The sequence below is a fragment of the Microbacterium sp. B35-04 genome (assembly GCF_010634885.1).
Classification (GTDB): domain Bacteria; phylum Actinomycetota; class Actinomycetes; order Actinomycetales; family Microbacteriaceae; genus Microbacterium.
Genome location: NZ_MWLP01000043.1, coordinates 20,418 through 38,976, shown reverse-complemented (window position 1 = coordinate 38,976; position 18,559 = coordinate 20,418). Strand labels below are relative to the sequence as shown.

General features: G+C 70.4%; 15 protein-coding genes and 1 tRNA gene. 10 read left to right on the top strand and 6 right to left on the bottom strand.

The features are described 5' to 3' along the window. The first annotated feature begins 140 nt into the window (after nucleotides 1-140). The gene (locus B1729_RS11980; RefSeq protein WP_163632901.1) at nucleotides 141-1,538 is read left to right on the top strand and encodes an alpha-hydroxy acid oxidase; all 1,398 of its coding nucleotides are present in this window, start codon (nucleotides 141-143) and stop codon (nucleotides 1,536-1,538) included. A 112-nt stretch (nucleotides 1,539-1,650) separates the two neighbouring features. Here the strand turns inward: B1729_RS11980 and B1729_RS11975 are convergent, their stop codons facing one another. The 5 genes from B1729_RS11975 to B1729_RS11955 form a co-directional block, all read right to left on the bottom strand. Then, nucleotides 1,651-2,427: an HAD-IIB family hydrolase gene (locus B1729_RS11975; protein ID WP_163619313.1), complete on the bottom strand. Its 777-nt coding sequence runs from the start codon at nucleotides 2,425-2,427 to the stop codon at nucleotides 1,651-1,653. A gap of 54 nt (nucleotides 2,428-2,481) precedes the next feature. Beyond that, a tRNA-Pro gene (locus B1729_RS11970) sits at nucleotides 2,482-2,555 on the bottom strand. Nucleotides 2,556-2,573: 18 nt separating this feature from the next. After that, nucleotides 2,574-4,160, bottom strand: coding sequence for a hypothetical protein (locus B1729_RS11965; protein ID WP_163632899.1), 1,587 nt, complete (start codon nucleotides 4,158-4,160; stop codon nucleotides 2,574-2,576). A gap of 95 nt (nucleotides 4,161-4,255) precedes the next feature. Then, nucleotides 4,256-5,188 (bottom strand): metallophosphoesterase, encoded by a 933-nt coding sequence (locus tag B1729_RS11960; protein WP_163619317.1) that lies wholly within the window; start codon nucleotides 5,186-5,188, stop codon nucleotides 4,256-4,258. Further along, on the bottom strand, nucleotides 5,188-8,010 hold the full coding sequence (locus B1729_RS11955; protein WP_163619319.1) for a transglycosylase domain-containing protein: 2,823 nt from the start codon (nucleotides 8,008-8,010) through the stop codon (nucleotides 5,188-5,190). Before B1729_RS11955 ends, B1729_RS11960 begins: the two co-directional genes overlap by 1 nt. A gap of 109 nt (nucleotides 8,011-8,119) precedes the next feature. On the opposite strand from B1729_RS11955, the gene B1729_RS11950 reads away from it, so the two are divergent. Beyond that, nucleotides 8,120-8,335, top strand: coding sequence for a DUF4177 domain-containing protein (locus B1729_RS11950; RefSeq protein ID WP_163619321.1), 216 nt, complete (start codon nucleotides 8,120-8,122; stop codon nucleotides 8,333-8,335). A 2-nt stretch (nucleotides 8,336-8,337) separates the two neighbouring features. After that, nucleotides 8,338-8,805, top strand: a complete 468-nt coding sequence (locus B1729_RS11945) for a RidA family protein (protein WP_163632911.1) — start codon at nucleotides 8,338-8,340, stop codon at nucleotides 8,803-8,805. Nucleotides 8,806-8,930: 125 nt separating this feature from the next. Here the strand turns inward: B1729_RS11945 and acs are convergent, their stop codons facing one another. Then, entirely contained in the window at nucleotides 8,931-10,925 is a 1,995-nt protein-coding gene (gene acs / locus B1729_RS11940) for an acetate--CoA ligase (RefSeq protein WP_163619323.1), read from the bottom strand. Between the two features lie 807 nt (nucleotides 10,926-11,732). Here acs and B1729_RS11935 point away from each other — a divergent pair. The 7 genes from B1729_RS11935 to tmk all read left to right on the top strand — a co-directional run bounded on the left by B1729_RS11935 (nucleotide 11,733) and on the right by tmk (nucleotide 18,417). Next, complete coding sequence (locus B1729_RS11935) at nucleotides 11,733-12,683, top strand: TadA family conjugal transfer-associated ATPase (RefSeq protein ID WP_163619365.1); 951 nt, start codon at nucleotides 11,733-11,735, stop codon at nucleotides 12,681-12,683. After that, the gene (locus B1729_RS11930) at nucleotides 12,668-13,714 is read left to right on the top strand and encodes a type II secretion system F family protein (protein ID WP_239539609.1); all 1,047 of its coding nucleotides are present in this window, start codon (nucleotides 12,668-12,670) and stop codon (nucleotides 13,712-13,714) included. The genes B1729_RS11935 and B1729_RS11930 overlap by 16 nt, the downstream gene beginning before the upstream one ends. Nucleotides 13,715-13,840: 126 nt before the next feature. After that, the gene (locus B1729_RS11925) at nucleotides 13,841-14,083 is read left to right on the top strand and encodes a DUF4244 domain-containing protein (protein ID WP_163632897.1); all 243 of its coding nucleotides are present in this window, start codon (nucleotides 13,841-13,843) and stop codon (nucleotides 14,081-14,083) included. Further along, nucleotides 14,080-14,487 (top strand): TadE family type IV pilus minor pilin, encoded by a 408-nt coding sequence (locus B1729_RS11920; protein ID WP_239539608.1) that lies wholly within the window; start codon nucleotides 14,080-14,082, stop codon nucleotides 14,485-14,487. Before B1729_RS11925 ends, B1729_RS11920 begins: the two co-directional genes overlap by 4 nt. Before the next feature lie 156 nt (nucleotides 14,488-14,643). Next, nucleotides 14,644-14,961 (top strand): helicase, encoded by a 318-nt coding sequence (locus tag B1729_RS11915; protein WP_163632895.1) that lies wholly within the window; start codon nucleotides 14,644-14,646, stop codon nucleotides 14,959-14,961. Nucleotides 14,962-15,028: 67 nt separating this feature from the next. Then, entirely contained in the window at nucleotides 15,029-17,749 is a 2,721-nt protein-coding gene (topA, locus tag B1729_RS11910; RefSeq protein WP_163632893.1) for a type I DNA topoisomerase, read from the top strand. Next, nucleotides 17,746-18,417 (top strand): dTMP kinase, encoded by a 672-nt coding sequence (gene tmk, locus B1729_RS11905; RefSeq protein ID WP_163632891.1) that lies wholly within the window; start codon nucleotides 17,746-17,748, stop codon nucleotides 18,415-18,417. The genes topA and tmk overlap by 4 nt, the downstream gene beginning before the upstream one ends. Nucleotides 18,418-18,559: the final 142 nt, after the last annotated feature.

Sequence of the window (18,559 nt, the reverse complement as noted above, 5' to 3'; positions counted from 1 at the left end):
GACGCGGGCGATGCGGCCCGTGCCCGCACCCTCGTCCACGACCACATCGTGGGCTACTACGCATCGGCGGGCCTCGCCCGCGCCGCCACCCCCACCCCCGGACCCGCCGCGACGGATCCGACCTCCTGAAAGGCACCCCCATGGTCCAGCGCCAACTCCCCAAGCCCGCAGAGCTGCTCGAGCTCATGCAGTTCAAGAAGCCCGAACTCGACGGCCGCAAGCGCCGGCTCGAGGCGGCGCTGACGATCCACGACCTCCGGACGATCGCCAAGCGCCGCACACCCAAAGCGGCCTTCGACTACACCGACGGCGCCGCCGAGGGCGAGTTCTCGCTCGCCCGTGCGCGCCAGGCGTTCGAGGACGTCGAGTTCCACCCCGACATCCTGCGTCCGGCCGAGTACGTCGACATGTCGACCGAGATCCTCGGCGGTCCGTCGGCGCTGCCGTTCGGCATCGCGCCGACCGGCTTCACGCGGCTCATGCAGACCGAGGGCGAGACGGCCGGGGCGGGTGCGGCCGGTGCCGCCGGCATCCCGTTCACGCTCTCGACGCTCGGCACGACGTCGATCGAGGACGTGAAGAAGGCCAACCCGCACGGACGCAACTGGTTCCAGCTGTACGTCATGCGCGACCGCGAGATCTCGTACAACCTTGCGCGCCGCGCGGCGGCCGCCGGCTTCGACACGCTGCAGTTCACCGTCGACACGCCCGTCGCGGGCGCGCGCCTGCGCGACAAGCGCAACGGGTTCTCCATCCCGCCCCAGTTGACCCTCGGCACGATCATCAACGCGATCCCGCGGCCGTGGTGGTGGTACGACTTCCTCACCACGCCGAAGCTCGAGTTCGCCTCCCTCTCGACGACGGGCGGCACCGTGGGCGAACTGCTCAACTCCGCGATGGACCCGACGATCAGCTACGACGACCTCGCGATCATCCGCGACATCTGGCCGGGCAAGATCGTGGTCAAGGGCGTCCAGAACATCGACGACTCGAAGCGGCTCATCGATGCCGGCGTCGACGGCATCATCCTGTCGAACCACGGCGGCCGTCAGCTCGACCGCGCGCCGATTCCGTTCCGCCTTCTGCCCGAGGTGGTGCGCGAGGTCGGCAAGGACGCCACGGTCATGGTCGACACCGGCATCATGAACGGCGCCGACATCGTGGCATCGATCGCGCTCGGCGCCAAGTTCACGCTGATCGGCCGCGCATACCTCTACGGGCTCATGGCCGGCGGGCGTCAGGGCGTCGACCGCACGATCGCCATCCTCCGCAGCGAGATCGAGCGCACCATGAAGCTCCTCGGAGTCTCGTCCATCGCCGAGCTGGAGCCGCGCCACGTCACGCAGCTCACCCGCCTCATGCCCCTCGCGGGCGCGTCGGCCGCGGCCGTCGGCGGCGGCGCACCGCGCGTGCGCGTGGCGTCAGGTGCCGCGGCGCGGTCCCCGCGGACGACGGCGAACGGGAAGACGGATGCTGCGGCATCCGGTCCCGCGAAGACCACCGCGTCGAAGGGCACCGCGTCGCGCCCTCAGGGCTGATCCCTTCGACGTTTCGCTCGCTCAACGACCGCTGCCTTGACCCGGTCGTTGAGCGAGCGAGGAACGAGCGGGACGAAACGCATGGGGCTCACGCCAGCGCGTGGCAGTCGGGTCAGACGCGGACGGGGAGCGTGGGGATGAGCTGCTCCAGGTACACGGCGGTGTCCTCCCAGCCGTCGACCGCGTGGCAGGCGACGCCCATCGCGAGGACGGGGTAGTCGTTGCCGTCCGGATCGAGACGGTCGCCGACGAAGAGCATGTCGTCGAGGGCGATGCCGGTCTGCTCGGCGAGCTGACGCATGCCGTAGGCCTTGTCGATGCCCTGCTCGGTGATGTCGACCGACGTCGAGCCGCCGGAGCGCACCTCGAGATCGGGGAGCAGAGCGGCCACGGCCGCCCGGAGGGCGTTCTTCTTCTCGCCGGTCGGATCCCAGGCCATCTTGGCCGCGACCGGCGCCTGCTGGCCCAGCGCCGAGAACGTGATCTGCGAGCCGCGGTCCTCCAGGATGTCGCCCCAGGTCTCGGACTCCCAGAGTCCGAGGCGACGGGCCTCTCCCTCGACGGCGGCGAGTGCGCGGGACTTCTGGTCGTCAGTCAGCGAGCGCTTGTAGACGGTGACGACCTCGTCCTCGGTCAGGCGGTAGTACTGGGTGCCGCAGGTAGGCAGGAGGTGCATCCGCGAGCGGGCGGCGGCCGAGGCATCCGGAAGACGGTCGACGACCTGCGTCGTGAACTGAGCCAGTTGGCCGCCCGAGATGATCGCCACCTCGACGCGCTCGGCCAGGGCGATCAGCAGTTCGCCGATGCGTGGGTCGATCTGGCTCTTCGACGGAGCCAGGGTGTCATCGAGGTCGAACGCCACCAGAAGGGGCGAGTTGCTGTCGGCCACGGCGTCCGTCCTTTCATGCGAGAGGCTCCGCCTTCCGGCGGAGCCTCTCTGATGTCGGGGTGACAGGATTTGAACCTGCGGCCTCTTCGTCCCGAACGAAGCGCGCTACCAAGCTGCGCCACACCCCGTTTGACAACCCCATGAGTCTACCTGATCACGGGGCGTGCTCCGAACCGGGGTCGACGGGACGCGACGATCACGATGCCGATGCTGAGCAGTCCGATGGCGATCGCCGCAGGTCCCCGGACGGCGGCGGTATCCGTTCCCGTGGCGGCGAGAGCGGTCGACGGCGGGTTCGGAGCGACCTCTCCGGCGGGAGCAGGGGTCTCCGCCGGTGCGGGCGGTGGGGGAGTCGGCTCGGTGGGAGAAGGCGCGACGACGGCGATCTGCGACGGCTCGCCGAAGCGCTCGACCCAGACGAAATCCGGCCCGGTGTGGGCGACGACTGCGGCGACCTGGTCGGCGGCGCTCACGCTCCATACCGCCGTGTAGAAGCCCGGTGCGGTCATTCCCCAAGGGGAGGTGACGGTGTACGGGCCCGCCGGACCGATGAGTGGATCGGTCGTCACGCGCAGCGTGCCGACGATGGATGCCTCGGCAGGGACTGTCGAGCCGGGCGCCGGCTCCACGTCGGTCCGGTAGACGACGGCGCCGGCGGTCACGGGCAGATACGACCCGTCCTCGGCCCGCGGCCATGATCCCGCCTCCGCGGCGAAGGTGACCTCGTCGACATACGGACCTCCCGCCGTCTCTCGCGTGGGCACCCGCGTCGAGATGCTCGGCGAGAACGGCGGGACGCGCGGGGCGGCGTCGGCTCCTGCAACCTCGAACTCGATCACGCCGGCAGGGCCGGCCGTCCGCTGCCCACCCGGCGTCGTGTAGTGGCGCACGGCAGCGGGAAGGCCGGCTCGGAAGCGGCCGGTGCCGCTCACCGCGTACGCCCGCCCTTCTGCCGGCGGCACCGTCCGGATCGAGTGCGTGCTCCCCACGGACGCCCCGTCGAGTGTCGGTGACCCCGAGTCGGTGAAGACGGCGTTCACGAGCGTCACCGTCCCGGTTGCCGCGCTCGTTGCGTCAACCCGCACCGTGCCGCTGCGGTGGTCGGCGGCATCCGTCGAGAACACCAGACTTCCGCTCGCCGTGGTCGGCGTCGGTGCGGCGCGGGTGGCCTCGTCGTAGTAGGCGACCGCGCGCTCCTGCACGGCCCGATCGTGCTGTGGCGCGAGCGCGGAGAGCGTCCAATGGATGGCCTCAGTCAGCGAATCGCCGCGGTACCCGAACGCATGGAGCGTCTCCTCGCGGTTCGCGATGGCCTTGACCGCCCACGCCACCGCGGCCGCCTGAACGGGATCTTCGGTCTGTCCGTAGCTGGACACGAGGTGGTTGATCCCGGCGAGCTGCTGCAGCGACAGCCCCGCGGCGGAGCCGCTGATCCCGTGGTCGGTGCTCGGTCCGGTCGGAGCGGGCGCGCCCGGAGTGATGCAGTAGGTGTGGACGCCGTCGATGAGCATCGAGCCGTGCCAGCCGTACGCCGAGATGGGCGCCCACGTGCCGAACCCGACGCCTCGCTCCGCCGCATCGGCGCGCGGCGGCGCCACGACGTCGATGACCAGGAGCACGACGAGCCCGGCGAGGATCAGTACGTAGGCGGGCAGTGGGAGGCGGGCGAACAGCAGCCGCATGATCAGGGGTCGGGGTGTGGGATCGAGAGGTGTTCGATGTTTCTTCGGCACACATAGAGACTGCGCGAGCGCCGCCCGGCGTCCGCCGCTGCCGGACGGATCTGTGGATGAACGCCCGTGCGCCCGCTCTGGGGAGGAACCGTGCGTTACGCCGAGGGGACGAGCGTCAGGAGTGACGCCTCCGGCCGGCAGGCGAAGCGCACGGGGGCATAGATCGAGTGTCCGAGACCGGCGCTGACGTTCAGGGGAACGGTGCGCCCCTCGTGCGTCCATGTGCTCAGCCCGCGCGCCTGCTTCAGCGGAATGTCGCAGTTGGCGACGAGCGCGCCGAAGCCGGGCACACGCACCTGCCCGCCGTGGGTGTGGCCGGCGAAGACGGCGTCGGCGCCGAGATCGACGAAGTCGTCGAGCACGCGCCGGTACGGCGCGTGGGTGACACTGATCGTGAGATCGGCGGACTCGTTGCTGCGCAGTTCCGACAGCAGCCCGGGGAGTACCTCGAGCTTGTCCCACTCACGGTGGGCGTCGCTGACGCCGAAGGCCGCGATGCGGCGGCCGGCGGCATCCAGAGCCCCGACACGATTGTTGAGATCGAGCCAGCCGAGCTCGTCGGTCAGGTAGTCGTCGAGCGCCTGGGTGTCGAGGGGCTCGGACGTGTGCTTCACCTTCGACGGCCCGGTGAAGTACTTCAGCGGGTTGCGCGGCGAAGGGGAGGCATGGTCGTTCGAGCCGTGGACGAAGACGCCCGGGATGCCGCGCAGCGGATCGAACGCCGCGCGCAGGCCGCGAAGCCCTTCGGCGTGGCCCATGTTGTCGCCGGTGTTGACCACGAGGTCGGGCTGGAGCTCGGCGAGGGCCGCGATCCACTCCTGCTTGCGGTGCTGCCAGGGCGCCATGTGCGCGTCGGACAGGTGGAGGACGCGGATCGGCGCCGCTCCGGCGGCAAGGACCGGCACCTCATGGAAGCGGACGGTGAAGAGGTAGCGCTCGATGCCGACGCCCCAGATCGCGGCTCCTGCACCGACCGCCCCCACCGTGCCGAGCACGGTGAGGGCGGTGCGAGTTGCTGCAGACGGCACTAGTCGTCGTCACCGCCGTCGCCGCCAGGGCCGCGGCCTCCGCCGCCGCCGCAGACCGCGGCGGTGTAGTCGACGGCGATCGCCGTGTTGCGGTTCACGGCGCTGCCGGCGGCGGGGTTGGTCCCGCTCGTGCGCGTCTGCGCACCGGCGCTGACGTCAGCGGTGCAGGTGCCGTCGCCGACGTTGCCGAAGCCTGCGCTGCGGAGGGCCTTCTTGGCGTCCTCGAGCGAGCGACCCGACACGTCGGGGACCGTGAGGCCCTCGCCGTTGCTGGGGTTGATGGTGACCGTAGTGCCACCCGCGACCTTCCCGGCTCCGGGGTTCTGGGCACCCACGACGCCCGCGGGCTGGTTGGAGTCGACTGGCCCGCCGACCTCGACCGTGAAGCCGGCGTCGGTCAGGGTCTTCGTCGCCTGCTCGATCGTCTGGCCGACTACGTTGGGGAGGTCCGTCAGCTGCACCTTGATGAGGTCGTTGTCAGGGGTCGCGAACCGGTCGCCGCCGTACGCGGCGTTGGCCGCGCCTTGGACGTCCCGGGTGATGCGGTAGCGGATGTCGGAGAGACGAACCCCGTTGTGGGAGGTCTTGAAGATGTCCCCACCGCCCTGGACGTTGCCTGCCCAGGTCGCGGTCGCGACCTTGGTGCTGGACTCGACCAGCCACGACTGGAGCTCTTCGTGGGTACCGGTCTTGCCGATGAGCGGCACGTTGTCGCGCGGCTTGCCCTGAGCACCGGTTCCGCCGTTCATCACACCCTGCAGCGCGTAGGCCGCGGTCGCCGCCACCTTCGGATCCACCACCGGGCTGCACGCGCGCTGCGGCTTCGGCAGTTCGTTGCCGTCCGAATCGGTCACGCGGTCGATCACCTGCGGCTGGCAGTACACGCCGTTGTTGGCGACCGTCGCGTAGGCCTCGGCGATCGCGAGCGGCGACACGTTGGCCGTGCCGATGACGGTGTTGAGGCCGTCCATCTTGACCGGCGCGTTGCTGTACGTATCGATGACGCCCAGCTTGGTGGCGACGTTTCCGATGTCGCAGAGGTCGAGCTTCTCGGCCATGGCGAAGTAGCCGGTGTTCAGCGACGAGGCAGTGAATTGCATCGGAGTGCCGATCCGTCCGGGGTCCTTGCCGAAGTTGCCCGTCGGCTTCGTGGCTGTGTTCAACCAGGTCTCGCCGCACACGGTCATCTTCTTGAAGATGCGCAGCGTGCCGTTGAGCGTCTCGTTCACGGAGTGGCCCTTCTCGAGCCAGTCGAGGAGCGTGAAGAGCTTGAACGTCGATCCCGCGTTGAAGCCGGTCGACGCGCCGAAGGTCTGGTCGCCGGCATACACCTGCGACGAGAAGTTCCAGTCCGGGGCATTGGCGGCATCCTCGCTGAACTTCGTGTTCTGCGCCATCGCCAGGACCCGCCCGGTCGTCGCCTCGATGCTGACCGTGGTCGAGCCGAAGCGGCCCGCTTGCGGCTGGGTCGTCCCCTGCCGCATCTGGATGCTGGTCGGCGCGTAGGTGGCCATCGCCTGCTCGGCGGGGCCCTGGATGCGCGGGTCGAGGGTCGTGTAGACGCTGAGTCCGCCGCGCTGGAGGGTGTCCTGACGCGCTTCCACGGTCTCACCGAACGCGGGGTCGTTGAGGATCACGTACTTGACGTACTGGCAGAAATACGCCGCGCCTCCCGCATTCGCGCAACCGGTCTTGGGTTCGACGACATCGGGCGTGATGGGCCAGGCGGCCGCCTCGACGTACTGCTCGCGCGTGATCTTGCCGTCCTCGAGCAGGCGACTCAGCACGTAGAGCTGGCGCACCTTCGTCGAGGTGTATCCGTCGGCGGCGGCGAGCTTCTGCTCTTCGGTGATCTCACCGGAGGCGACGAGGTCATCCAGGACGCCGAGCTTGGCGCCCTCGTCGATCACGCCGTCCGGTGCCTTGTTGAAGGTCGTTCCGTCGGAGCTGGTGATCGATCCGCCGACCTTGTCGATGCGGTAGCTGTTCGGATTCTGCACCATGCCCGCGAGCGTCGCCGCCTGCGCGACGGTGAGATTCGCGGCGGTGCTGTTGAAGTATCGACGGGCAGCGGCTTCGATGCCGTAGGTGATGCCGCCGAAGTTGGCGATGTTGAGGTACCCGAGCAGGATGTCGTTCTTGGAGTACTTCTGCTCGAGCGCGATCGCGTAGCGCATCTCCTGCAGTTTGCGACTGTATCCCTCGGCACCTTCGGCCGTCGTCGCCTCGACCCAGCAGTTGAGCAGCGCCTGATCGCGGCTGACCTTCTCCTTCGCCAGACCGGTCGCCTCGTCGATGACCACCTCGCCGGCGTCGTTCGTCTCGTACTCCGTGGCGGCGTTCTGCTCGCACTTCTGGATCAGCACATTCTTGACGTACTGCTGGCTGATCGACGACCCGCCCTGGGTCTCTGAGGCGCCTCCGGCGTTGGAGAGCAGCGCGCGCGTGGTTCCGATGAGGTCGATGCCGCCGTGCTGGTAGTAGCGCGGGTCCTCACTGGAGAGAAGCGCGTCGTACATGACGGGGTTGATCTGGTCGAAGTTGACCGGCGTGCGGTCCTGCTCGAGGAACTGCGTCATGAGCTGCGGCTGCCCGCTCGCCGGGTCGGTGTAGTAGAAGTTGCTCGGGAGCATGAGCTTGTCGATCTCGAGCGAGCTCGGCAGATTGTCGAACATCGTGATCGCGCGCTCGGCCGCAGTGCTCGTGATCGCGACCGCGGGGGTGACGGTCGCTGCGATGAGGACACCGGCTGCGGCGCTGAGGCCTACGAGCCCGGCGAGGCCGCCGAGCACACCTGTGGCCGTGCGTTTGGTATCAGGCATAGGGTTGATCGTAGGGGAGATACCTGGGCGATTCCCTCAGAGACGTGCGCCCGCCGAGGTGTTTCCCAGCCTTCACCTGCCGTCCTTTCCGCATACCCGAGGAGTCGCGATGACGACGTGGGAGTACCTCACCACGCCCCTGCTGATCCACAACACCGCCGCGATCCTCAACAACTGGGGCAAGCAGGGCTGGGAGCTCGTCCAGGTCGTTCCTGGTCCTGAGGGCGGCCTGGTCGCCTACTTCAAGCGCCCCGCCGGCGGCGGTCAGCAGAACGCCGGACTGGATGCCGCGGCCCAGGCCGCCCAGCAGTTCGAGGGGGCATGACCATGAGCGTGAGCGACCGTCTCGCCGAACTCGGCATCGCCCTTCCCGGTGTGGTGCCGCCCGTCGCCGCCTACGTGCCCGCGAAGGCGCACGGCGACCTCGTCTACACCGCCGGCCAGCTGCCGATGGTGTCGGGTGCCCTCCCGGCGACCGGCAAGGTCGGGGAGGGCGAAGGCCTCGTCCCCGCGGATGACGCGAAGGGATACGCCCGTCAGAGCGCCCTCAACGCCATCGCCGCCGCCGCGGCCGCTGTCGGCGGGGTCGACCGGCTCACCGGCGTGGTGAAGGTCACGGGTTTCGTGGCATCCGTGCCCGAGTTCACGGGGCAGCCGGGCGTCATCAACGGCGCCAGCGAGGTCCTCGGCGACATCTTCGGCGACGCCGGCACGCACGCCCGGTCCGCCGTGGGCGTCCCGGTGCTGCCGCTCGACGCCCCCGTCGAGGTCGAGGTCGTCTTCTCCTACGCCTGACGCGCATTCCGCTCAGGCGACGCGAACGAAGAGCGGATGCCGCAGCCCTGGGCTGCGGCATCCGCTCTCCTCGTTCGTCCGATGTCGGTCGTTGAGCGAGACGAACGCCCCGAGCCTCCCGCGACCTACTTCACCTGGGCGGAGATCACCGACATGACGGCCGTGTCGGCGAGCGTCGTCGTGTCGCCGACTTCGCGGCCCTCGGCGACGTCGCGGAGCAGGCGGCGCATGATCTTGCCGGAGCGAGTCTTGGGCAGCTCGCCCACGATGTAGACGTCGCGCGGGCGGGCGATCGGGCCGATCTGCTCGCCGACCCACTGCCGGAGCGTCTGGCCCAGGCCCTCCACATCGTGCTCGTCGAGGAAGGACTGCTTGATGATGACGAAGGCAACGACGGCCTGCCCGGTGGTCTCGTCGGAGGCGCCGACGACGGCGGCCTCGGCGGTGGCCTCGTGCGCGACCAGCGCCGACTCGATCTCGGTGGTCGACAGGCGGTGCCCCGACACGTTCATGACGTCGTCGACGCGGCCGAGCAGCCACACGTCGCCGTCATCGTCGAGGCGTGCCCCGTCGCCGGCGAAGTAGTAGCCCTGCTTCTGGAACTTCTCCCAGTACGTCTCGACGAAGCGCTCCGGGTCACCCCAGATGCCGCGCAGCATCGACGGCCACGGCTCCGTGACGACGAGGAGCCCGCCGTTGCCGTTGCCGACGTGCGTGCCGTCCTCGTCGACGACGTCGATCGAGATGCCGGGAAGCGGCACCTGCGCCGAGCCGGGCTTCGTCTCGGTGACGCCGGGGAGGGCCGAGATCATGACCGAACCCGTCTCGGTCTGCCACCACGTGTCGACGATCGGCGCCGTCTTGCCGCCGATGATCTTGCGGTACCACATCCACGCCTCGGGGTTGATGGGCTCGCCCACCGAGCCGAGGAGCCGCAGCGATGACAGGTCGAACTGCTGGGGGATGGCGCGGCCGAGCTTCATGAACGAGCGGATCGCGGTCGGCGCCGTGTAGAGCACCGTGACCCCGTACTTCTGCACGATCTCCCACCAGCGACCCGGGTGCGGGGCATCCGGAGTCCCCTCGTACAGCACCTGGGTCACGCCGTTGGCGAGCGGACCGTAGGTGACGTACGAGTGGCCGGTGACCCAGCCGATGTCGGCCGTGCACCAGTAGACGTCGGTCTCGGGGTGGATGTCGTGCACGACCTTGTTGGTGAACGCCGACTGCGTGAGGTAGCCGCCGGAGGTGTGGAGGATGCCCTTGGGCTTTCCGGTGGTTCCCGACGTGTAGAGGATGAACAGCGGGTTCTCGGCCGGGAAGGGCTGAGCCTCGTGCTCGCCGGAGGCGGCCGGGACGACATCGTGCCACCACAGATCGCGGTCGTCTGTCCAATCGACCTCGTTGTCGCCCCGCTTGACGACCAGGACGTGCTCGACCGTCTCCTGCGCGCCGGTGCCGCGGTCGCCGAGCGCCAAGTCGACGGCGGGCTTCAGCGGCGAGACCTTGCCCTTGCGGTAGCCCCCGTCGGCGGTGATCACGAGCTTGGCGCCGGCGTCATCGATGCGCGCGCGCAGGCTGTCGGCCGAGAAGCCGCCGAACACGACGGAGTGGATGGCGCCGATGCGCGCCACCGCCAGCATCGAGGCGACCGCCTCGGGGATCATCGGCAGGTAGATCGCGACGCGGTCGCCCTGACCGATCCCGAGCCCTTCGAGAACGTTCGCGAGCCGCTTCACCTCGTCGGTGAGTTCGGCATAGGTGACGCGACGCTCGTCGCCGGGTTCACCCTCCCAGAGCAGTGCGACGCGGTCCCCGTTGCCTGCCTCGACATGGCGGTCGAGGCAGTTGTAGGCGACGTTGAGCTCACCGTCGGCGAACCACTGGGCGAACGGCGGGTTCGACCAGTCCAGCACCTCGGTGAAGGGCCGGTGCCAGTGGAGATCGCGCGCCTGTTCAGCCCAGAAGCCGAGCCGATCGGTCTTCGCCTGCTCGTAGAGTTCGGCGGTCGCGACGGCGTTGCCGGCGAAGTCGTCGCTTGGTGCGAAGCGTCGATCCTCGTTCAGGAGGTGGTCGATCTGGCTGCTGCTGGACTGCGTGAGGGGGGACTGTTCGGTCATGGGAGCGCGCTCCTTTGCGGGCTTGAGGGAGGCCGACGGGCGCCGGCGAGTCTGCCAGGAAATGTACCCAGCGGGGCCGGAGCCGGCTACCCCCGATAGTGGGTAGCCCCTGCGATGTTGGACTCGACCGATATATCAGTGAGAATCCTCTCCTTTTCGTTTTGTGAGGCCCCCTTCCTCGCATATGCTGACCGTTGGCCGAACATCGATTCTGGCATTGCGGAGCCCGACGTCACCCCCCGATTCCGGGCCCGCGCTTGGCGGCATCCCATTCCCCCCATGGGATGCCGCCACTCTTTTCTGGGAGCGGTCCCGCCGATATGGCGTGGCGTCCGTTCCTCCCCAGCCCTGGTTCTGCGCCGCTCATCCACGGATCGTCCGGCTCGACCGGTGCTCCGCGCGCGGCGCTTCTAGCGTCGAAGCATGTCCGCACCTTTCGTCGCCCGACCTCGCGCCGGCGTCTCCGCCGCTGCAGTGGCGAAGGACCGATGGGATGCCGCGGCCCGCCCGTCGTCGGGACGCGCAGGCACGGGTCCCGTCGGTGCCGCGGCGCGCATCGCGGGCGCTGGCGCCGATGTCGCGGCCGACGGGGCGCGCGCGGCGGTGGCCGACGTGCCGGTCGGGCGCGCTGGGCGAGCACCTGGGGGAGGCGGATCGCGGCAGGCATGGGTGCCCCTGCGGCTCGACGCGCCCGCCCGCACGAGTGTCACCGGCGCACACCGGCGTGAGGGCGCGCCGGGGGAGGCCGCCCCGCCCCGGGGACGAGAGCAGTCTGGCGACGGCCGATCCGCCCCGCGGCCGCCGCGGGTGCCGGTGGTGCGGCATCCGGCACTCGCGCCGTTAGCGGCGTACCTCGACGATCCCGATGTCACCGACCTGTTCGTCAACGGCGCTGATGGGCTGTTCGTCGATCGCGGCGCGGGAGCCGTCTCGGCGCGCGAGTGGCGCGCAACAGAAGAAGAGGTGCGCGATCTCGCCGTCGCCCTCATCGGCGCCGGCGGGCGTCACATCGACGACGCGTCGCCGTGCGTGGACGTCCGGCTGGAGGGCGGCATCCGCGTACACGCGGTGCTGCCGCCCATCGCCCCCGAAGGCACGGTGCTGTCGATCCGCGTGCCCCGCCTCGACGTCGCGACGCTCGACGATCTGGCGCGCGCCGGCATGTTCGGCGACGGCGTCCGGCGCCGGCTCGGCGAGGCGATCGACGGGCGGGTGAACCTGCTGGTCTCCGGAGCGGCGGGTGCGGGCAAGACGACGCTCCTCGCCGCGCTGCTCGCGGAGGCACCGGCGCACGAGCGGATCGTCACGATCGAAGACGTCGCCGAGCTGCGCATCGCGCATCCCCATCACGTTCGTCTGGAGGCGCGTCAGCCCAACATCGAGGGCACCGGAGGAATCGGCCTGGCGCGGCTGGTGCGCGAAGCGCTGCGTATGCGCCCGGACCGGCTGGTGGTCGGCGAGTGTCGTGGCGACGAGGTGCGGGAGCTGCTCTCAGCTCTCAACACCGGTCACGACGGCGGCGCGGGCACGGTGCACGCGAACAGCCTGCACGACGTGCCTGCGCGGCTCGAGGCGCTCGGTGCCCTGGCAGGGCTCGACGATCGGGCGCTCGCCCGCCAGGCGGCGAGTGCGATCGGACTCGTGCTGCACGTCGAACGAGGTGCGAACGGCGCGCGTCGGATCGCGTCGGCCGGGCGTCCGGTGGTAGACGGCGACGGCCGCCTCGCAATCGAGGAGGCGCGATGGGACGCGGAATGACGCAGCGCCGCGTGCCGCACGCGCGGCGGACGAGCGGGCGACGAGGCGTCGCGCCGCCCCGGCGGTCGCTGCCGGTGGCGAAGAGTTCGTCCTCCTCGCAGGCGGCTGACGTCGCCGAGACGGTGCTGCGGCTCGCGGTGCTGCTGCAGGCCGGGGTGTCTCCGGCGCGGGCGTGGGAGCATCTCGCGCACCGCGGGGATCCGGCGGCCGTGCACGTGGCGTCGTCGATCGGAGAAGGGATGCCGCTGCCACAGGCGATCGCGACCGCAGGGCCGGGCGCCTGGCGTGAAGTGGGGATCGCCTGTCAGGTCGCCCTGGTCGTCGGAGCGCCGCTGGCGGAGTGCCTGCGCGGGCTGGCGGTCGCGCTGCGCGACGCCCACGAGGCCGCCGACGACGTTCGGGTCGCGCTCGCCGAGCCCGCCGGCACGGCGCGTCTCATGAGCTGGCTGCCGCTGGTCGCCGTGGGGCTGGGCGCTGCGCTCGGCTTCGACACGTTCGGGACCTTGTTCACGAACCCGCTGGGCATCGCCTGCCTCGCCGGCGGCGCCGTGCTCATCGTCGTCGCACAAAGATGGACGGCGCGGCTGGTCCGCAGTGCGCAGACCGCCGGCGACGTGCCCGGTCTCGACGCCGAGCTGATCGCGATCGCCTTGACCGGCGGCGTCTCGATCGATCGCGCACGCGCGGTCGTGCGCGATGCCCGCACCCTGCGCGGCCCGGGCTCACGCACCGGGGAACCGCGTGGTGATGCGCCGGCGCGAGCAGACCCTGCCGCGCCTGGCGGCGAGAGCGACGGGGTGGAGGCCGTGCTGGCGCTTTCGCAGAGCGCCGGTGTGCCGGCGGTGGAGCTGCTGCGCGCCTCGGCGGCCCACGCGCGCCACCGCGCCCGCATCGATGGACGACTGCGGGTCGCCCGCCTGTCCTCGCGGCTGCTCCTTCCGCTCGGCGTCTGCACGCTGCCCGCGTTCCTCCTCCTCGGCGTCGCCCCGATGATGCTGAGCGTCATGTCGACGATGTCGGTCTCGCTGTGACGGCCGCACCGGTCGCCGCATACCTGCTCTCGGCGGCGAGATCGCCATCGCGTCGCTCACGGCCGCCTCATCGCGTCCATACTCCAGACCGTGCCCGCACACCCCTTCCATCGAACGGAGAACCACATGCCCTTCCTCTGGACCACCACCCCTGTGCCGCGTCTCACCCGCCGACGCGCCGAGCGGCTGTTCCGCCCGGGCGGTTCCGGCCACGGACTGGCCGACGATGCCGGTGCGGCAACCGCGGAGTACGCCATCGCGACCATGGCGGCGGTGGCCTTCGCGGGTCTCCTCGTCGTCATCATGCGCAGCGACGAGGTGCGCGGCATCCTCACGGAGCTCGTGCGCCGCGCGCTCACGGTGGCATGACCCGTCCGCGGCTGGGCGACGACCAGCGCCTGCGGCCCAGTGCCGGCAAGCGCCTGCGGCCCAGTGCCGACAAGCGCCTGCGGCCCAGTGCCGACGGTGGTGCGGTCGTCGCCGAGTTCGCGGTCGCGCTGCCCGCCATCGTGCTGGTGCTCGTCCTCGGCGTCGGGGCGCTCGCCGGAGCGGCACGCCAGGTGCGGCTGCAGGACGCCGTCGCCGATGCCGCACGCCTCAGCGCCCGCGGCGAGCCCGATCAGCGAGCACGTGACGCCGTGTCGGCGGCGGTGGCGGGGGCGTCCGTGGAGATCGCCCCACGCGGCGACCTGGTGTGCGTGAGCGCATCGGCATCTGCACTGTTCGGCTTCCGGATCGAGGCCACCGGCTGCGCCCTCGGCGGTGGACTGTGAGCGGCGGACTGTGAGCGGGTGCGAGCGCGCCCGGCTCACCCGCCCAGCGCCCTGCGTCGGCGGTTGCCGCGCCATCGGGACCGAGCGCGATGCCGCGCGGCGCGGCGGCGCGCGTACGGCCGGCGCAGGAGCCCACACAGACGGCGGCGGCGCCTGATGCCGGGAACCATGGCCGTCACCGGTATCGTGGCCGCCGCAGCACTCCTCACGTCCGGGCTCGCGATGGCGGGGGCTGCGGCCGTCGCGGGGCAGCGTCTCGCGTCGGCAGCGGACGCCGGCGCGCTGGCGGCCGCGGATGCCGCGTCCGGCGCGGTCCCCGGCATCCCGTGCGCCCGTGCGGCAGAGGTCGCGGGCACGTTCGGAGCGGTCGTGGACGCCTGCGATCTCGACGAACTGGTCGCGACGATCACCGTCTCGCTGCAGCTCGGAGCGGTCACCGCGCGGACCTCCGCCCGTGCGGGCCCCCCACCCTGATCCGGGCTCACAGCGCCCGTACCGAGAACTGGCGTGTATGGTTTGCGTCGAAGAAAGGACGCCCCCGTTGGCAGAAGGCAAGAAGCTCGTCATCGTCGAGTCACCGACGAAGATGAAGTCGATCCAGGGGTATCTCGGCGACGGCTACGAGGTGCTGAGCTCGGTCGGCCATATCCGCGACCTCGCGGACAAGCGCGACATCCCGGCAGACAAGAAGCAGGCGTACGGGAAGTACTCGATCGATGTCGACAACGGCTTCGACCCTTATTACGTCGAGAGCGAGCGCGGCAAGAAGACCGTCGCCGAGCTCAAGCGCGCGCTGAAGGGGGCGGACGAGCTCCTGCTCGCCACCGATGAGGATCGCGAAGGCGAAGCCATCGCATGGCATCTGCTGCAGACGCTGAAGCCCAAGGTGCCGGTCAAGCGCATGGTGTTTCACGAGATCACCAAGGACGCCATCCAGGCTGCTGTCGGGAACACGCGCGAGCTCGACCTCGCGCTCGTCGACGCCCAGGAGACCCGCCGCATCCTCGACCGCCTGTACGGCTGGGACGTCAGCCCTGTGCTCTGGTTCAAAGTGCAGCAGGGCACGTCGGCCGGGCGCGTCCAGTCCGCCGCGACGCGGCTCGTGGTCGACCGGGAACGCGAGCGGATGGCGTTCGTGTCGGCGTCCTACTGGGACATCGAGGCGCTCGCCGCGCCCAACCGCCCGCAGGGCATCGACGAGTCGTTCTCGACGCGTCTGGCGCGCGTCGACGGCGCCGTGCTCGCCCGCGGCACCGACTTCGACGACAAGGGCCAGCTGAAGAAGGCCGTGGTCGTGCTCGACGAGGCGCAGGTGCGCGAGCTCGCCGCGGCGATCGAAGCGGCGGCCGAGGCATCCGTCACCGCTCTCGAGTCCAAGCCCGGAACCCGCAGCCCCAAGCCCCCTTTCACGACCTCGACGCTCCAGCAGGAGGCCGGTCGCAAGCTCTCGATGAGCGCAAAGCACGCCATGGGCGTCGCACAGCGGCTCTACGAGAAGGGGTACATCACTTATATGCGCACCGACTCGACCGCGCTGTCGACGCAGGCCATCCAGGCCGCGCGCGAGCAGGCGGTCGCGATGTACGGCGCCGCGTCGGTGCCGCTCAACCCGCGCACCTACCGCAACAACAGCAAGAACGCGCAAGAGGCGCACGAGGCGATCCGCCCGTCGGGCGAGACGTTCCGGACCCCCTCCGACGTCTCGGGGCAGCTCGATCGCGACGAGCTGCGCCTGTACGACCTCATCTGGAAGCGCACGATGGCCAGCCAGATGTCCGACGCGAAGTACGAGACCACCACCGTGACCCTCGAGGTCGCGGCAGGCGCCCGCCGCGCCGAGTTCACGGCATCCGGAACCGTCTACACGTTCAAGGGCTTCCTCGAGGCGTACGAAGAAGGCCGCGACGAGAAGCGCAGCGACGTCGACAAGTCCGACGACCAGGCGCTTCCGGCGATGGCGGTGGGCGACGTGCTGCGCCTGCGCGACGTCGAGCCGAAGGGGCACTCCACGAGCCCCAAGCCGCGCTACACCGAGGCGAGCCTGGTCAAGGCGCTCGAGGAGAAGGGCATCGGCCGCCCCTCGACCTTCGCCAGCATCATCGACGTGATCCTGAACCGCGGCTACGTCACCAAGCGCGGTCAGGCGCTGATCCCGAGCTGGCTCGCGTTCAGCGTCGTGCGCCTGCTCGAGCAGCACTTCGCCGACCTCGTCGACTACGACTTCACCGCGGCGCTCGAGGACGACCTCGACGCGATCGCGCGTGGCGAGCAGAAGCGCCAGGACTGGCTGAAGGACTTCTACTTCGGCTCCGACGACCAGGTGGGCCTTCGCAACATCGTCGACAACCTCGGCGAGATCGACGCCCGCGCGCTCAACTCGACGCCCATCGACGATGTCGCCACGCTCCGGTTCGGCAAGTACGGTCCGTACCTCGAGGTGCCCGACAAGGAGAATCCGGATGCCGAGCCCCGGCGCGTCAACATCCCCGAGGACCTCGCCCCCGACGAGCTGACCCCGGCACGCGCGCAGGAGCTCATCGACGCCCCGGTCGCGGGCGACCGCGTGCTGGGGGAGAACCCCGCCAACGGCAAGCTCGTGGTCGTGAAGGACGGCCGCTTCGGCCCGTATGTGCAGGAGACCGACCCGCCCGCGGCGGAAGAGGTCGACGAGGCGACCGGCGAGGTCGTCGCGGTCGCCGAGCCCGAGCCGGCGCCGAAGAAGCGCGGCGCCAAGAAGGAAGCGGCGCCCAAGCCGCGCACGGCGTCGCTCTTCAAGTCGATGTCGGTCGACACCATCGACCTCGACACGGCGCTGCAGCTGCTCGACCTGCCCCGCACCGTGGGTATCGACCCCGAGGCCCAGACGCCGATCACAGCGCAGAACGGCCGCTACGGTCCGTACCTCAGGAAGGGCACCGACTCGCGCACGCTGCAGAGCGAGCAGCAGATCTTCGACATCACGCTCGAAGAGGCGCTCGCGGTCTACGCCCAGCCGAAGTACGGCGCGCGCGGCGCGAGCTCGGCCCTCAAGGAGTTCGAGGCCGACCCGACCAGCGGCAAGGCGATCAAGCTCAAGGACGGTCGCTTCGGGCCGTACGTCACCGACGGCGAGACGAACGCGACGATCCCGCGCGGCGAGGACGCGATGGAGGTCACGTTCGAGCGTGCCGTGCAGCTCCTGGCCGACAAGCGGGCGAAGGGTCCGGCGAAGCGCCCCGCGCGGCGCACGACCACCACCCGCAAGCCCGCGGCGAAGAAGTGACGGCGGACCCGGCCCCGCGATCCGCGCCCGCCGAGGGCCCACAGACGGCCACCGGGCTGTTCGTCACGTTCGAGGGCGGTGACGGCGTCGGCAAGACCACCCAGGCGGCGCTTCTCGAGGAGTGGCTGACGGATGCCGGCCGCACGGTCGTGCGCACCCGCGAGCCGGGCGGCACCGAGGTGGGCGTGCTGATCCGCGACATCGTCCTGCATCACCGGGGCGAGGTCGCGCCGCGCGCCGAAGCGCTGCTGTACGCCGCCGACCGGGCCCACCACATCGAGACCCTCGTGCGCCCGGCCCTCTCCCGGGGCGAGGTCGTGATCCAGGACCGCTACCTCGACTCGTCGGTCGCCTACCAGGGCGCCGGGCGTGTGCTCGGCCGCGACGAGGTGCGCGACCTCTCGCTGTGGGCGACCGAAGGCCTGCTTCCCGACGTCACCGTGCTCCTGGACCTCGACCCGGCGGCCGCCCGCGCGCGGCTCGACGCCGACGACAAGCCCTTCGACCGGCTCGAGGCCGAGAAGGAGCACTTCCACGCGCGCGTGCGGGCCGAGTTCCTCTCCCTCGCCGACGCGGAGCCCGACCGCTTCCTCGTGCTGGACGCGTCCCGGCCGGCCGATGAGCTCGCTGCCGCTGTGCGCGAGCGCGTGCAGACCCTGCTGGGCTGACCGTACGCCGGGCCGCCGGCGTCCGTTCCGACTTCAGGTGATTACGCCGGGGTAGGAGAGTTGCCCGCAGATCGTCCTGCCTTCGCCACATCTCCTGATCTGGTGACGCGCGGATGCCCCCGTGCGGAGGGATGCTCCGGGA

Coding starts and splice junctions, on each gene's coding strand:
- acs (WP_163619323.1), bottom strand. CDS start 10,925: ATGACCGAACAGTCCCCCCTCACGCAGTCCAGCAGCAGCCAGATCGAC.
- B1729_RS11920 (WP_239539608.1), top strand. CDS start 14,080: ATGACCCGTCCGCGGCTGGGCGACGACCAGCGCCTGCGGCCCAGTGCC.
- B1729_RS11945 (WP_163632911.1), top strand. CDS start 8,338: ATGAGCGTGAGCGACCGTCTCGCCGAACTCGGCATCGCCCTTCCCGGT.
- B1729_RS11930 (WP_239539609.1), top strand. CDS start 12,668: ATGGGACGCGGAATGACGCAGCGCCGCGTGCCGCACGCGCGGCGGACG.
- B1729_RS11915 (WP_163632895.1), top strand. CDS start 14,644: ATGCCGGGAACCATGGCCGTCACCGGTATCGTGGCCGCCGCAGCACTC.
- B1729_RS11950 (WP_163619321.1), top strand. CDS start 8,120: ATGACGACGTGGGAGTACCTCACCACGCCCCTGCTGATCCACAACACC.
- B1729_RS11980 (WP_163632901.1), top strand. CDS start 141: ATGGTCCAGCGCCAACTCCCCAAGCCCGCAGAGCTGCTCGAGCTCATG.
- B1729_RS11925 (WP_163632897.1), top strand. CDS start 13,841: ATGCCCTTCCTCTGGACCACCACCCCTGTGCCGCGTCTCACCCGCCGA.
- B1729_RS11955 (WP_163619319.1), bottom strand. CDS start 8,010: ATGCCTGATACCAAACGCACGGCCACAGGTGTGCTCGGCGGCCTCGCC.